Origin of the sequence: Streptomyces bicolor, from assembly GCF_000719285.1 — a bacterium.
In the GTDB taxonomy this organism is placed as follows: Bacteria; Actinomycetota; Actinomycetes; order Streptomycetales; family Streptomycetaceae; genus Streptomyces; species Streptomyces bicolor.
Genome location: NZ_JOFS01000002.1, coordinates 26,201 through 40,379, shown reverse-complemented (window position 1 = coordinate 40,379; position 14,179 = coordinate 26,201). Strand labels below are relative to the sequence as shown.

Annotated in this window: 10 protein-coding genes and 1 other RNA gene; 2 read left to right on the top strand and 9 right to left on the bottom strand. The window is 72.0% G+C overall.

Annotated features, from left to right (window positions below; all coding sequences use genetic code 11):
• Positions 1-124: 124 nt before the first annotated feature.
• The 5 genes from ssrA to ftsE form a co-directional block, all read right to left on the bottom strand.
• Positions 125-493, bottom strand: a transfer-messenger RNA (tmRNA) gene (gene ssrA / locus IF78_RS45370).
• A 92-nt stretch (positions 494-585) separates the two neighbouring features.
• Complete coding sequence (gene smpB / locus IF78_RS0102315; protein WP_031478240.1) at positions 586-1,125, bottom strand: SsrA-binding protein SmpB; 540 nt, start codon at positions 1,123-1,125, stop codon at positions 586-588.
• 59 nt (positions 1,126-1,184) lie between these two features.
• Complete coding sequence (locus tag IF78_RS0102310; RefSeq protein WP_031498005.1) at positions 1,185-2,351, bottom strand: S41 family peptidase; 1,167 nt, start codon at positions 2,349-2,351, stop codon at positions 1,185-1,187.
• A gap of 67 nt (positions 2,352-2,418) precedes the next feature.
• Positions 2,419-3,336 (bottom strand): permease-like cell division protein FtsX, encoded by a 918-nt coding sequence (gene ftsX / locus IF78_RS0102305; protein ID WP_031478236.1) that lies wholly within the window; start codon positions 3,334-3,336, stop codon positions 2,419-2,421.
• A gap of 34 nt (positions 3,337-3,370) precedes the next feature.
• Positions 3,371-4,060 (bottom strand): cell division ATP-binding protein FtsE, encoded by a 690-nt coding sequence (gene ftsE / locus IF78_RS0102300; protein ID WP_031478235.1) that lies wholly within the window; start codon positions 4,058-4,060, stop codon positions 3,371-3,373.
• Between the two features lie 349 nt (positions 4,061-4,409).
• Here ftsE and IF78_RS0102295 point away from each other — a divergent pair, with 349 nt between their 5' ends.
• Positions 4,410-4,601 (top strand): hypothetical protein, encoded by a 192-nt coding sequence (locus IF78_RS0102295; RefSeq protein ID WP_031478234.1) that lies wholly within the window; start codon positions 4,410-4,412, stop codon positions 4,599-4,601.
• A 108-nt stretch (positions 4,602-4,709) separates the two neighbouring features.
• Here IF78_RS0102295 and IF78_RS0102290 read toward each other — a convergent pair whose 3' ends face one another.
• The 4 genes from IF78_RS0102290 to IF78_RS0102275 form a co-directional block, all read right to left on the bottom strand.
• Complete coding sequence (locus tag IF78_RS0102290; RefSeq protein WP_031478232.1) at positions 4,710-5,333, bottom strand: LPXTG cell wall anchor domain-containing protein; 624 nt, start codon at positions 5,331-5,333, stop codon at positions 4,710-4,712.
• 292 nt (positions 5,334-5,625) lie between these two features.
• Positions 5,626-6,732 carry a peptide chain release factor 2 gene (gene prfB / locus IF78_RS0102285; protein ID WP_031478230.1) on the bottom strand — a complete coding sequence of 369 codons (1,107 nt, stop codon included), beginning with the start codon at positions 6,730-6,732 and terminating at the stop codon, positions 5,626-5,628.
• Positions 6,733-6,828: 96 nt separating this feature from the next.
• The gene (locus tag IF78_RS0102280) at positions 6,829-8,070 is read right to left on the bottom strand and encodes a serine/threonine-protein kinase (protein ID WP_031478229.1); all 1,242 of its coding nucleotides are present in this window, start codon (positions 8,068-8,070) and stop codon (positions 6,829-6,831) included.
• 219 nt (positions 8,071-8,289) lie between these two features.
• Positions 8,290-9,984: a serine/threonine-protein kinase gene (locus tag IF78_RS0102275; RefSeq protein ID WP_031478227.1), complete on the bottom strand. Its 1,695-nt coding sequence runs from the start codon at positions 9,982-9,984 to the stop codon at positions 8,290-8,292.
• A gap of 344 nt (positions 9,985-10,328) precedes the next feature.
• Here IF78_RS0102275 and IF78_RS0102270 point away from each other — a divergent pair, with 344 nt between their 5' ends.
• Positions 10,329-14,069 carry an FHA domain-containing protein gene (locus IF78_RS0102270; RefSeq protein ID WP_031478225.1) on the top strand — a complete coding sequence of 1,247 codons (3,741 nt, stop codon included), beginning with the start codon at positions 10,329-10,331 and terminating at the stop codon, positions 14,067-14,069.
• The last annotated feature ends 110 nt before the right edge of the window (positions 14,070-14,179 follow it).

Sequence of the window (14,179 nt, the reverse complement as noted above, 5' to 3'; positions counted from 1 at the left end):
CTGTGGTGGAACCCACACCTCCGGTCACAGTGGTGTCACAGATCACTCTGTCGGCAAGGGCGCCCTACCCGCATGACAAAGGCCCCGCTGCCCGGAGGCGGCGGGGCCTTTGCCCACATGGGATGAGTGGAGATGGCGGGAATCGAACCCGCGTCCAACGGTGCAGAATCAGGGCTTCTCCGTGTGCAGTTCGCTGCGATTTTCTCGGCCCCGGCGATCACGCGAACAAGTCGCCGACGGGCCCAGTCACTGTTTGGTTTCCCTCTTCACCCCGTGACCGGGATCAAGGTTTAGTTCCCTAGCTGATGCCAGGATCCGGGTCGGGAACAGCCCCGGGCTGACACTTCGCAAGTCGCTACTTAGGCAGCGAGGGCGAAGGAATCGCGCTTGGTGTTGGCGATTATTTTTTGCGACATATGGTTTACGAGATCATTGCCGCTTCCTCGACACGCTTCCCCTGCTTCAACAGCCGCTGTCGAAACCGATCATCCCCATGTTTTGTTTTCAATGCGCACACCAGCCCCTGGCCGGTGTTGCTGCCATCGTACGTGACCAACGCACGCCGATGCCACCGTATTCCCGCTGCTAGCCGCGCTGGCGCCTGCGCGCCGCCGCGATCGCCCGGTCCGACTCCCGCCGGTCCTGCTTCTCCCGCAGGGTCTGGCGCTTGTCGTACTCCTTCTTGCCTCGCGCGAGAGCGATCTCGGCCTTCGCGCGACCGTCCTTGAAGTACAGGGCGAGGGGCACGATCGTGTGACCCGTCTCCTGGGCCTTGGCCTCCAGCTTGTCGATCTCCTCGCGATGCAGGAGCAGCTTGCGCTTGCGGCGCGCGGAGTGGTTGGTCCAGCTGCCCTGGTGATACTCCGGGATGTGGGCGTTGTGCAGCCAGGCCTCGCCCCCGTCGATCTGGACGAAGCCGTCGGTCAGCGACGTCCGGCCCTCGCGCAGCGACTTGACCTCGGTGCCCATGAGGACCAGGCCGGCCTCAAAGGTGTCGATGATCGCGTAGTCGTGCCGGGCCTTCTTGTTCTGGGCGACGATCTTGCGCTTGCCGCCCTTCTCGCCGTCCCTGGCCTTGGCGGCGGTCCCGCCCTGCTTGGGCTGGGACTCCTTGGGTACGTACATTCCCTTGCTCATAGTGCCGTCCATTTTCGCACTACGGACGGGGTGAGCGGAAAGCGGATTTACGACTCGCCGAGGCCGCTGAGGACCGTTTCGGCCCGCTCCAGGACGCCCTGGTCCGCCTCCAGGTCGGGTGTGATCCCGGTACCGTCGACGGCCCGGCCGGACGGGGTGCGGTAGTGGCCGACGGTCAGCTCGGCGACGGAGCCGTCGGGGAGGCGGCTCGGCATCTGGACCGAGCCCTTGCCGAAGGTGCGGGTGCCCACGACGACCGCGCGGCCGCGGTCCTGCAGAGCGCCGGTGAGCAGCTCGGCCGCGCTCATGGTGCCGCCGTCGACGAGCGCGACCAGCGGTCTGGCCGTGTCGCCGCCGGGTTCGGCGTGCAGGGCGCGCTGGTCGCCGTCGACGTCGTACGTGGCGACGAGGCCGCCGTCGAGGAAGGCGGAGGCGGCGGTGACGGCCTCGGTGACCAGGCCGCCGGAGTTGCCCCGCAGGTCGAGGACGATGCCGATCCCGGCCGGGGACTGCCGTACGGCGGAGCGGACCGCGTCGCCCGAGCCCTTGGTGAAGGAGGCGATCCGGATCACGGTGACACCGCCGGCGAGTTCTCGAACGGTGACCGAGTCTGTGGACAGGACGGCCCGGCGCAGAGTGAGGTCCCACGCGCGCGTGCCGCGCTCCAGCCCCACCTTCACGGGCGTACCGGCGGGCGCGTCCGTCGCGTCGCCGCGCAGTAAGGAGACGACCTCGGTGACCGGACGTCCGTCGACCTTCGCGCCGTCGACGCTGCGCAGCCGGTCGCCCGCACGGACTCCGGCGGCGGCCGCGGGCGACCCCGGCCGCACCTTGGTCACCTCGATACGGCCGTCCCGCTCGCGGCGCGCCCACAGCCCGACGCCGGTGTACTCGCCGTCGAGGGCCTCCTCGAACTCCTCGTACTCACCCTCGGAGTAGACGGCGCCCCAGCGGTCCCCGCTGCGGCTGACCGCGCGCTCGGCGGCCTCCATGGGGGACTTGCCGGCGGCCATGGCCTCGGCGGCCGCCTCGGCGATGTCCTCGTGCCGGACGGCGGAGGCGTCCGAACGGGTCGGGCCCTCCGGCGACTTCCGGTCGGGGCCGGGCAGGGAGCCGGTCGCGGCACCGGCGACGAGAACACTGGCGAAGACCAATGTCAGGGCGGCCCCGCGGCCGAAGCGGCGGGGCTGACAGAACAGGTCACGACCTGACATGCCGGTGAGTCTAGGACAACGCAAGGGGCCGTACGGTCCGTTGCCCGTACGGCCCCCTTGGCGTTGGTCACACCTTCAGGTACTTGCGCAACGCGAAGAAAGCCGCCAACGCCGGCATCAGCAGGCTCGTCGCGAGGATGAGCGGAAGCTTGGTCAGTACGGCGTCCCAGCCGATGAAGTTGACCAGTGTCAGCTGGTCGGCCAGGGCCAGTCCGTGGTCGATGAGGAAGTACCGGGCGATCACCAGGAAGGCACAGGCGACCGTCCCGCCGATGAGCCCGGCGACCGCGGCCTCCATGATGAACGGCGCCTGGATGTAGAAGCCCGAGGCACCGACCAGCCGCATGATCCCGGTCTCCCGCCGACGGCTGAACGCCGACACGCGCACCGTGTTGACGATCAGCATCAGCGCGACGACGAGCATCAGCGCCATCACCGCGCGTGCCGCCCAGTTCATGCCGTTGAGCAGCTTGAAGAGGTTGTCCAGGATGCCCTTCTGGTCCTGCACGGACTGCACGCCGTCCCGCCCGTTGAAGGCGGTGGCCACGACCTGGTATTTCTCCGGGTTCTTCAGCTTGATCCGGTACGACTCCTGCAGCTGGTCCGGCGTGAGCGAGGCGGCCAGCGGGGAGTCGCCGAACTGCTCCTTGTAGTGCTTGTACGCCTCGTCCTGCGACTCGTACGTCACCTTCTCGACGACCGACATCTTCTTCAGGTCGGCGAGGATCTCGTTCTTCTGGTCATCGGTGACCGCGCCCTTGGCGCAGTTGGGGTCGGACTCGGCGTCGCTCTTGTTGCAGAGGAAGACGGAGACGTTGACCTTGTCGTACCAGTAGCCCTTCATGGTGCTGACCTGGTCGCTCATCAGGAGCGACCCGCCGAACAGGGCGAGCGACAGGGCGACGGAGACGACGACGGCGAACGTCATCGTCAGATTGCGGCGGAGACCGACACCGATCTCGGACAGTACGAACTGGGCGCGCATGGCGACTGGTTGAGCCTTTCCGTGGACGGGGCGGTCAGTGCTGGTAGCCGTAGACGCCGCGCGCCTGGTCGCGGACGAGGCGGCCCTGCTCCAGCTCGATGACGCGCTTGCGCATCTGGTCCACGATGTTCTGGTCGTGCGTGGCCATCACCACGGTGGTGCCCGTCCGGTTGATCCGGTCGAGCAGCTTCATGATGCCGACGGAGGTCTGCGGGTCGAGGTTGCCGGTGGGCTCGTCGCAGATGAGCAGCTTGGGCCGGTTGACGAAGGCCCGCGCGATGGCCACGCGCTGCTGCTCACCGCCGGAGAGCTCGCCGGGCATCCGGTCCTCCTTGCCGCCGAGCCCGACGAGGTCGAGCACCTGCGGCACGGACTTGCGGATCTCGCCGCGCGACTTGCCGATGACCTCCTGGGCGAAGGCGACGTTCTCGGCGACCGTCTTGTTCGGCAGGAGCCGGAAGTCCTGGAACACCGTCCCGAGCTGGCGCCGGATCTGGGGCACCTTCCAGTTGGAGACGCGTGCGAGGTCCTTGCCCAGGACGTGCACCTGCCCGTGACTGCACCGCTCCTCGCGGAGGATCAGCCGCAGGAAGGTGGACTTTCCGGAGCCGGAGGACCCCACGAGGAACACGAACTCGCCCTTCTCCACTTCCAGGGACACATCCCTGAGTGCGGGGCGGGTCTGCTTGGGGTAGACCTTGGAGACATTGTCGAATCGGATCACGGATGCACCACGGGTCGCCGGGGGTAGATGAGCGTGACCATACGCGAACCGGGGGCGAGGGCGCAGTCACCGGGAGGGTTGCGCGCCCCTTGTGCACTTTTGTACGGGGTTCGCTCTTTGACGGACGGTGAGGACAGCGCCCCGAAAGGGGCGCGGGGCTGTATCGATATGCGGCTCCGCCGCGTGGGCGCGACGAGCCACACACAGCCGGCAGCCGCGAGACAACGGAAACCACCCCTGCGAGAGCACCCGAGCCCTTTCCGGAGGAACCTGGCACAGTAGAGGTGGGGAACATTCTCGGGCCCAAACCCGTTGAACCCCCGGAGGGAAACCGCTAGGAGGGTGGCGCATGACGTACGACCGGCTGGTGTGCGCGAACTGTGCCGCGCCCGTGAGTGAGGGCCGCTGCCCCGTGTGCCGGGCGAACCGTGAGCGGCTGCAGCAGGAGAACCCGCTCGCGGGTCTGAACCCCATGACGCTGATCGCCCTGCTGGCGGTGCTGATCGCCGCGGTGGCGCTGCTGGCCCACCAGACGGCGTAGCGGGCGAACCACCCCGCAGACGAACATGCCGAGGGGCCCGGAGCGAAACGCGCTCCGGGCCCCTCGGCCGTACGACGTACGTTACACAGCGTGAACGGTCGGCTACCGTCAGGCAGCCGCACCGCCGCGGCCGCCCACGAGGCGCGGCAGGATGCGGAAGCCGATACCGCCGGCGATCATCGTGGCGGCGCCGACCAGCAGGAACGTGGTCTGGGCCGCACCGGTCTCGGCGAGCTCCTCGCCGCCGCCCTGGGCGGCCGTGCTGGTGCCGGTGCCGGTGCCGGTGTTGTCGTCCGAGCCGGTGTCGCCGAGGCCGGAGGAGCCCTCCTGCTGCGGGGAGGTGCCGCCGTCGGGGTCGGTGTTGTCGTTACCGCCGCCGTTGTTGCCGTTGCCGTTCCCATTGCCGTTCCCGTTACCCGGGTCGGTCGGGTCGGTGGTCGGCTCGTCGGTGGGCTCCGTCGGCTCGGTCGGCTCGAGCGTCGGGTCCTCCGTCGGGATCGGGTCCTCGGTCGGGATGTCCGTCGGGATGTCGGTGGGGATGCCAGGGTCCGTCGGAACCGGGTCGGTGGGCGGATCGGTCGGGTCCTCGTCCCCGAGGCAGATGCCGAGCAGGCAGCCGTCGCCCTCGTTCTCGGCAGCAGAAGCGGCACCCGCAGCGGTCAGCGAGGCACCGGCCGCGATCACGGCGCCGGCCGCGAGGCGCGCGATACGGATCCGCGTCTTCTTAGTCATTAGGTTGCTACCCCCAGTAGCTGAATCGTCAAGGAGGCGGGCGCTCGGGGGCCGTGATCGACGGAGGTAGCTGAACTTGAGCCCCCCGGTTCACATGCGCCCCAGAGATACGCATGCCACGCTTTACCCTTCCCATTTTTCAAGGACTCGTCAAGGCCGTTTGCGTGCGCCATGTCCAAAAACGGGAGTTATGGCGGGGGTTGGAGACTGTGAGTGTGATGTAAAACCCAGACATGCAGGCACAGACAAGGCAACTGCCGTCCGGATGACGGCAGTTGCCTTGTCGACAAAGTTACTTCTCTTGCTGCTTGCGCCAGCGAATTCCGGCCTCGAGGAACCCCTGGATCTCACCGTTGAACACGGCCTCGGGGTTGCCGACTTCGAAGTCGGTGCGCAGGTCCTTGACCATCTGGTACGGGTGCAGCACGTACGACCGCATCTGGTTGCCCCAGGAGTTGCCGCCGTCGCCCTTCAGGGCGTCCATCTTGGCCTGTTCCTCCTGCCGACGCCGCTCGAGCAGCTTGGCCTGGAGGACGTTCATCGCGGTGGCCTTGTTCTGGATCTGCGACCGCTCGTTCTGGCAGGAGACGACGATGCCGGTGGGGAGGTGGGTGATCCTCACGGCCGAGTCGGTGGTGTTGACGCCCTGACCGCCGGGCCCGGAGGACCGGTACACGTCGATCCGCAGCTCACTCTCGTCGATCTCGACGTGGTCGGACTGCTCGACGACGGGGAGGACCTCGACGCCCGCGAAGGAGGTCTGGCGACGGCCCTGGTTGTCGAAGGGCGAGATGCGCACGAGACGGTGGGTGCCCTGCTCGACGGAGAGGGTGCCGTAGGCGTACGGCGCCTGCACGGCGAAGGTGGTCGACTTGATGCCGGCCTCTTCGGCGTACGACGTCTCGATGAGCTCGGTCTTGTAGCCCTTCTGCTCCGCCCAGCGCAGGTACATGCGCTGCAGCCGCTCGGCGAAGTCCGCGGCGTCGACGCCGCCGGCCTCGGCGCGGATGTTGACGAGCGCCTCGCGGGAGTCGTACTCACCGCTGAGCAGCGTCCGGACCTCCATCTCGTCCAGCGCCTTCTTGACGGCGGCGAGCTCGGACTCGGCCTCGGCGCGGGTGTCCGGGTCGTCCTCCTCCTCGGCCATCTCGAAGAGCACGGCGAGATCGTCGATCCGTCCGCGCAGGGCCTCGGCCTTCCGCACCTCCGCCTGGAGGTGGGACAGCTTGCTGGTGATCTTCTGCGCCTCGTCCGGGTTGTCCCACAGGGACGGCGCGGCCGCCTGCTCCTCGAGCACGGCGATGTCTGCCCTCAGCTTGTCGAGGTCCAGAACGGCCTCGATCGACTCCATGGTCGAGGAGAGGGACTTGAGCTCTTCGGATACATCGACGACTGCCACGCCTCCAGCGTAACGGCTCCGCCGAGCGGGGAGCTCCGGGTGCCGTGGCCTCTCGGGACGGCCGGCGTCGCCGCCGACCCGCCACGAGGGCCCTGCCTACGGCGTTGCCGGGGCCGTGTTGTTCGTGTCCTGGGGCGTCGCACCGGCGTCGTCGTCCGACGTGGCCAGCCACGCACCCACCCCCGCCGCGGCCACCAGCGCCACCGCCGCCGCCCCCAACGCCACCCGCCGCCGCCGCGCCGTCGCCCGATGACGCGCCGAACCAGGCCGCGGCGCCCCCGTCGGCCTCGGCACCCGCGCGGTACCGCGCGCACCCCCGGCCAGCTCATCGGGCCCCGGCACCCTCATCGACGTATGCGTGTCCCGGTTGGAGTCGGCCGGCTTGGCACCCGGCACCAGGGGCACCGCCCCCCGCCGCCGCACCCGCTCCCCCGCCGGAGCTTCCTCCGCCGCGACCGGAGCCTCCTCTTCCGTGGGCTCCGCGTCCGGCTCGTCCACGTCCAGCGGAGGCATCCCGGCGAGCATCGGCAGCAGCTCCCGCAGCCGTACCCCCAGCTCCGAGGCCCGCAACCGCGAGGCCGGCGCCTTCGCCAGGCACTGCACGATCAGCTGCCACAGTTCGTCGGGGATGCCCGGCAGCGGGGCCACCGTCTCCGTGACGTGGCGGCGGAGCACCGCGCCCGGGTGGCCGCCGCCGAACGGTGTGAAGCCCGCCAGCAGCTCGTACAGGACGGTGGCGAGGGCGTAGATGTCGACGGCCGCCCTCGGTGGCAGCCCCTCCACGATCTCCGGCGCCAGGTAGTCCGGGGTTCCGATGATCTTCGTCGCTCGGGTACGCCGCGGTGAGTCGATGAGTTTCGCCACACCGAAGTCCGTCAGGAGGGCGGGGTGCGAGCCGCCCGGGCCCAGCGGGCCCTGCATGTCCAGCAGGACGTTCTCCGGCTTCACGTCCCGGTGCACGACCCCGGCGGCGTGCGCCGCCGCCAGCCCGTCCGCGACGTCCGCGACGATCGCCACCGCCGCCTCGGGCGCGAGCCGCCGGTCGCGGTCGAGCCGGGTGCGCAGATCCGTGCCGCGGACCAGGTCCATGACCAGCGCGAGGTCATTGCCGTCGACGACGAGGTCGCGCACGGAGACCACGTTCGGGTGCTCCAGCCCGAGCAGCGCCGTCCGCTCCTGCACGAAGCGGCCGACGAGCTCCTGGTCGGAGGCGAGATCCTCGCGCAGCAGCTTGATGGCGACGGGCCCCTCGGGCCCCTCACCCAGCCACACCGTGCCGGCACTGCCCCGCCCCAGGATCTGGTTGGCGGTGTACCGGCTGCCGATCTTCCGTGCCAAGACTGCTCCTACCGACGCGTGTTGTCGCTGCTGCGTCACTCCGGGGACCGGTTGAATGTGCGGCTACCGCCGCGCGGCCTCCGGACCCCCAGCCGACAAACCCGGGATCCCCGGTCGACAAAACTACGCGCTCGACGAACCAACCTTCACCGCGGAGGCGGAAATCATTCGTCAGATGTCGACAAATAACCAAACTGGCCGAGCCGGCACCGCCTCGGCTCAGCTGGTGCCCGAGCCTCCGCCCAGCTCCCCGATCCACCCGGTCACGGTGCTGAACCAGTCGGTGAGCTGCTCCCAGTAGCCCTTGCCCGTGCCGATCCACTCCTGCAACGGGCTCAGTTCCCAGACCAGCCAGCCCGCGACGACGAGGATGATGATGGTGAACAGGCATCCCTTGAGGCAGCCGAGGCCGGGGATCCGCATCGGGTTGGCGCTGCGCTGACGCGGCTGCCGCGGCTCGCGCTGCGGCCGCTGCGGCTCCGGCGGCGGGGCGTACCGCTGCGGCTGCTGTTGCGGCCGGCGCGGCGGGGCGTACGGCTGGGGCTGTTGCTGCTGCGGGTAGCCGTACCCCTGCTGCCCGCCCTGCGGCGGTCGCTGCTGCTGGGGGCGCGGCTGCTGCTGTGGGCGGGCGACCTGCCGCTGGGGGCGGCGGCGCAGCGGGTCCTGGTTGGGGTCGACGTACTGGACCTGCGTCTGCTCGTTGCGATCCCGGGCCGCGCGCAGCTGGTTCTGCCAGGGGTGCGGGTCCTCGGGCCCGGGCTGACCTTGCTGACCGGGCCGGCCCGGCGGCATCGGCGGCATGACGGCCGTCGGGTCCGCGGCACCGTGTCCGCCCGGACCGCCCGTGTTCGGCAGCACGGTGGTGGGGTCGGCGGCGCCCGCCGGGCCGGGGGCGCCGGTGTGCGGCAGGACGCTGGTCGCGGCGTTCGGGTCGAACGCGCCCGGGTCCGCGCCGTGCGGCAGCACCTGGGTGGGGTCGGCCGAGCCCGGCACGGTGGCCGGCGAGGGATCGGGGGCGAGCAGCGCGGCGACGCCCTCGGCCGCCGCGATCTGCGCCGAGTTGGCGTGCACGCCGACGCCCTCGGCGACGACGCGCAGGGCACGGGCGAGGTTCTCGGCGCTGGGCCGTTCGTCGGGGTTCTTTCGCAGGCAGCGTTCGATGACCGTCCACAGCGGGTCGGGGACCGTGGACGGGCGGCGCGGCTCGGCGCTCAGGTGCTGGTGCAGGACCTCAAGGGCGGAGCCGCCGCCGAACGGGGGGCGGCCGGTGAGCAGCTCGTAGAGGAGGATGCCGGCGCCGTAGATGTCGACGGCGGAGGTCTGCGGGCGGCCCTCGGCGGACTCGGGCGCGATGTACGCGGGCGTGCCGACGAACTCGTGGGTGCGGGTCAGGCCCGGGGAGTCGGCGAGGCGGGCGATGCCGAAGTCGGTCAGCAGCGGGTGCATCCGGCCGCCGTTCTGCTGGAGCAGGACGTTGGCGGGCTTGAGGTCGCGGTGGACGACGCCGTCGGCGTGGCTGGCGGCCAGCGCGTCGGCGATCTGCGCGGTGAGCAGGGACGCGGCGACCGGAGTGAAGGGGCCGTTCTCGCGCAGGTAGCGGTGCAGGTCCGGGCCGTCGATGAGGTCCATGACGAGGGCCAGCAGCTCGCCCTCGACGACCAGGTCACGGACCCGGACGATGTTGGGGTGGGTCAGCCGGAGCAGGACGGACCGCTCCCGCAGGAACCGCATGACGATGTCCGCGTCGCTGGCGAGCTCCTCCTTGAGGACCTTGATCGCGACGGTCTCACCGGGCTGCCCCTGCACGGCTGCCTCGGCGCCCGCGGTCTCCCGCTGGCGGGCTCGCCAGACGGTCCCCGTGGCGCCGCGACCGAGCGGCTCCTCGAGGAAGTACTTGCTGCCTACCGGCCGCACGTCGCGCTCCCTGCTGCTTGCCTACGTTCCGACCCACTGTAGTGCCGTCCCCCGGGGCACCGGCTTGTCGTCATTCTGTGCGTCTTACGTATGGCTTCCCGTACATGTTCGAAGGAAAGACGCTCGGCTCTGTCTCGTGGTTGCCGCAACCAGACGTGAGCGATCTCAACTGATCGTCGGCAGTGCACTTGTCAGGCACTTTTGCGGGCAGAGCCGACCAATCAAGATCACTTGCCTTCGAGCGGGGGGCGCGTTGTCAGTGGCAGGTGCGAGGATGCGTGGAGTACTGGCCGATGTGCTCGTGTGGGGGGTCCGCGCCCGCACAGAAGGGACCGCTGACGCCGATGCAGATCCGGCTGACCGTCGTAGACCCGCTGGCTCCGCCCTCCCCGGCGCGGAGCCGCGCCGCGAGCTGCGACGTGCTGGTCACGGCCCCCGCGGGCACGGCCCTGGCCACGGTGGCGTCGGCGCTCGCCTCGGCGGTGTCCGGCGACGGGGGCACCTCCCGCGCTAGCGAAGCCGAGCGCAGTGGAGGCCCCGTCGTGCTGTACGCGGGCGCGGAGCGGCTCGACGACCGGCGCAGCACGCTCGGCGAACCCCCGCTGATAGACGGCGCGGTGCTGTCCCTGGGCGCCCCGGCGGCACCCGAACCCCACCCCGAGCTGGACGACGCCCCGACCCAGCTCCATGTCGTGGCCGGCCCGGACGCGGGCGGGGTCCACCTGCTGCACGGCGGCGAGATCCGCATCGGCCGCTCCGCCGACGCCGACGTCCCGCTCGACGACCCGGACGTCTCCCGGCTGCACTGCGCGGTCACGGTCGCCGCCGACGGCCGCGTCTCGGTCGCCGACCTCGGCTCCACGAACGGCACGACGCTGGACGGCGCCCGCCTGACCACCCGCCCGGTGCGCTTCGCGCCGGGCGCTCTGCTGCGGATCGGCGAGTCGGCCCTGCGGCTCACCCCGGCCGGCGGGCCGGGGGCGCGGGTGCGGACGGAGCCGGACGGGGAGGGGCATGTGCGGGTCCCCGCCGGGGACGACCCGGTCGGCCCTCGCCCGGGGAGCGACGGACGGGCGGCGCCCGCGCCGGGTGCCCCGGCGGTGCCGCACGCACGCGTGGCGGACGGCGGCGACGCGTCCGGTTCCTCGGCAGGCCGGTCGGCGGCTCAGGAGCACGGTCCGGTGGAGCCGCCCATCGTGCCGCCCCAGGGCGGGGCACCTCGGATCGAACGGCAGGGCGGGGCCGGGCGGCCGCCCACGGCACCGCGCGGCGGCGACACGCACGGCGCGGGCTTCGGCGCTGGCGAGTTCGGTGGGGACGCCGGTGGGCACGGCGCCGACGGCACGGCGAGCGGCCACGGCCGCGACGGCATCCCGGCGCACGGCGGGGACACCGCGGCTCACGGCATCGCCGGCACCGCGAGCGACGGCAGCCGCGACGGCACCCCGGCCCGCAGCGGCAGCCGTAAGGGCACCCCGCTCCGGGGCACCGACGTGCCGCCGGGCGTGCGCAGGCGCGGCGGGCTCTCGGCGTGGGCGCGGCGGCTGGCCGGCGGGCGCGGGGAGCCGGAGGCGGCACGGCGTGGGACGCACGACGACGAGCGAGCCGAGGCGACCGAGCTCCCCTCCCCGGTAAGCGGCGGTCCCCGGCTGCCGGAGACCTGGCCGGACCCCGCGTCCCTGCTGCTGACGGCCCTGGGTCCCGGGCCCCGGCTGTGGGAGCGCGCACCGGGCCACCCGGAGGCGCTCACGGTACGGCTCGGCACGGCGGACCGGGCGGCGCCCGACGGCTCGGGGCTGCTTCCCGCGGTACCGGTGACCACCGATCTGCGCGAGGTCGGCGCGCTGGGTCTGGCCGGTCCTCGCGAGCGGCTCGCCGGGCTGGCCCGCGCGGTGATCGCCCAACTCGCCGCGCTGCACTCGCCGGACGCCCTGGAACTGGTGCTGATCAGCGCGGACCGCTCCCGCCCCCTGGAGGAGCGCACCGCCGAGTGGTCCTGGCTGGGCTGGCTCCCGCAGGTCCGCCCCGGACACGGCCAGGACTGCCGCCTGCTGCTGGCGTACGACCGCGAACAGGCGACTGCTCGCACGGAGGAGTTGCTGCGGCGGCTGCGGGACATGACGGCGGAGACGGCCGGCGGGGCCGGGTACGACGGCGCGGGGTCCGGCGGTGCGGGGTCTGCCGGTGCGGTGAGTGGCTCGGCGGCTCGTGGGGCGGGTGCGCGGTTGCCTGCTCAGCGTGCCGTTCGGCGGCCCTCGTGGGCGCGGGAGGACGACCGTGCCGACGGGGCGGACGGATTCGCGGGGCCGTACAGCGTGGTCGTCGTGGACGGCGATCCCGGCGGTGCCGACCTGCGCGAGGCCGTGGCACGGCTGGCGCTGGAGGGGCCGCGGGCCGGGATCCACGTCGTGTGCCTGGCCGAGACGGCTTCGGCGTCGCCCGCTTCGCCGGTGACGGAGACCTACGAGGCGGCCTGCACGGTGTCGCCGGTGTTCCGGGAGTGCGGTGCGGTCGCGCTGCTCAGCGGCGATGTGGCGACGGCGCTGCGGCTGATGCGGGTGGCGCGGGGCGGTGCCGGGAACGGGAACGGAAGCGGGAACGGAAGCGGGAACGGAAGCAGGCCCGGGGCTGCCGGGCACGAGGCGGAGGGCTTGCCCCGCTCGGCGGAGGTTTCCCCGCGCGCGGCGGACGCGGCCAGGACGGGTGCCGCCGGCCAAGGCGGAGTTGCCGACCAAGGCGGCGTTGCCGGCCACAGCCCAGATGCACACGGCCCAACCAGCGACATCCCCGCCCACGGTCCCGTCGGGCACGGCACCGTGGCCGCCGTGGACGCCGTCTCGCTCGCCTGGGCGGAGCGGTTCGCGCGGGCTCTGGCGCCGTTGCGGACCGAGGGCGCCGTCGGGGAGCGGCAGGCGCGCGTGTCCGTGCCGTTGCCTCAGGCGGCGCGGCTGCTGGACGAGTTGGGGCTGGCCAGGGCCACCCCGGCGTCGCTCATGGCGCGGTGGGCCGACGCCGGTGATGACGCGGAGGCCCTCGGCGGGCGGGCCTGCGCCGTGCTGGGGGCCGGGCCGCGCGGGCCGGTCAGCGCGGACCTCGGCGCCGACGGCCCGCACCTGCTGATCGAGGGGCCACCCGGCAGCGGGCGTACGGAGCTGCTGCGGGCGGTCGTCGCCTCGCTCGCGGCGGCCGAGCGGCCGGACCGGTTGAGCGTGGTGCTGATGGACGGCCGGGACACGGTGAGCGCGGGCGGCGCGCACGGCGAGGGGCTGCGGGTCTGTACGGACGTCCCGCATGTCACCACCCACCTCACCGCCAACGATCCGGTCCGTATGCGGGAGTTCGCCCAGTCGCTCAGCGCCGAGCTGAAGCGCCGCGCGGAGCTCCTCGGGCGGTCCGACTTCACCGAGTGGCACACGGGCCGTGAGCTGTCGAGCCGGATGGTCGCGCACCGTGGGGCGGGGGCGGTGGCCGGCAGCGGGGGCGGTGACCTCAACGGGGACCTGGACACACCGCCCAGCTCCACGCTGCGGCTGCGGCCGGGGGCGGCGCGTCGGCAGGCCGAGGCCGTGCCGCCGTTGCCTCGGCTCGTGGTGGTCGTGGACGACCTGGACGCGCTGGTCTCGCCCGCGCTCGGGTCGCCGGGCCGGCCCGCGGCGGGCTCGGTGATACGGGCGCTGGAGGCCGTGGCGCGCGAGGGCGCGCGGCTCGGGGTGCATCTGGTGGCGGCCGCGGGGATCGGAGGCCGTACGGCGGAGTCGGAGCCGGCGCGCCTGGCGACGTTGCGGGTGACACTGGACGCGGTCGCGGCAGGTCCTGACGAACCGGCGCCGGGCCGTGGGTGGTTGGCCTGGGCGGACGGCAGAGTGGTGCCGTTCCAGGGCGGGCGGGTCACGGGGCGTATTCCACGGACGGCGACGCTGCGGCCGACGGTCGTGCCGTTGGAGTGGCACCGGATGGGCGACCCGCCGACCCGGCGCCCGGTGCGGGAGTTGGGGAACGGGCCCACGGATCTGGCGTTGCTGGCCAGTGCGTTGGAAAGGGCGGCGCGGGAGGTATCCGCGGTGGAGGTTCCGTCTCTGCTGTAGCGGTTGCCTTCAGGACGAGGCCGTTCACGCCGATAGCAGGAGTGCGCGGTCCCTGGTCACGAGGTCGTCACGATCCCCGGGTTGACAGCGGAGGCGGTCTTGCCGCCCCC

Coding starts and splice junctions, on each gene's coding strand:
- smpB (WP_031478240.1), bottom strand. CDS start 1,125: ATGTACGTACCCAAGGAGTCCCAGCCCAAGCAGGGCGGGACCGCCGCC.
- IF78_RS0102310 (WP_031498005.1), bottom strand. CDS start 2,351: ATGTCAGGTCGTGACCTGTTCTGTCAGCCCCGCCGCTTCGGCCGCGGG.
- ftsX (WP_031478236.1), bottom strand. CDS start 3,336: ATGCGCGCCCAGTTCGTACTGTCCGAGATCGGTGTCGGTCTCCGCCGC.
- IF78_RS0102295 (WP_031478234.1), top strand. CDS start 4,410: ATGACGTACGACCGGCTGGTGTGCGCGAACTGTGCCGCGCCCGTGAGT.
- IF78_RS0102290 (WP_031478232.1), bottom strand. CDS start 5,333: ATGACTAAGAAGACGCGGATCCGTATCGCGCGCCTCGCGGCCGGCGCC.
- IF78_RS0102270 (WP_031478225.1), top strand. CDS start 10,329: ATGCAGATCCGGCTGACCGTCGTAGACCCGCTGGCTCCGCCCTCCCCG.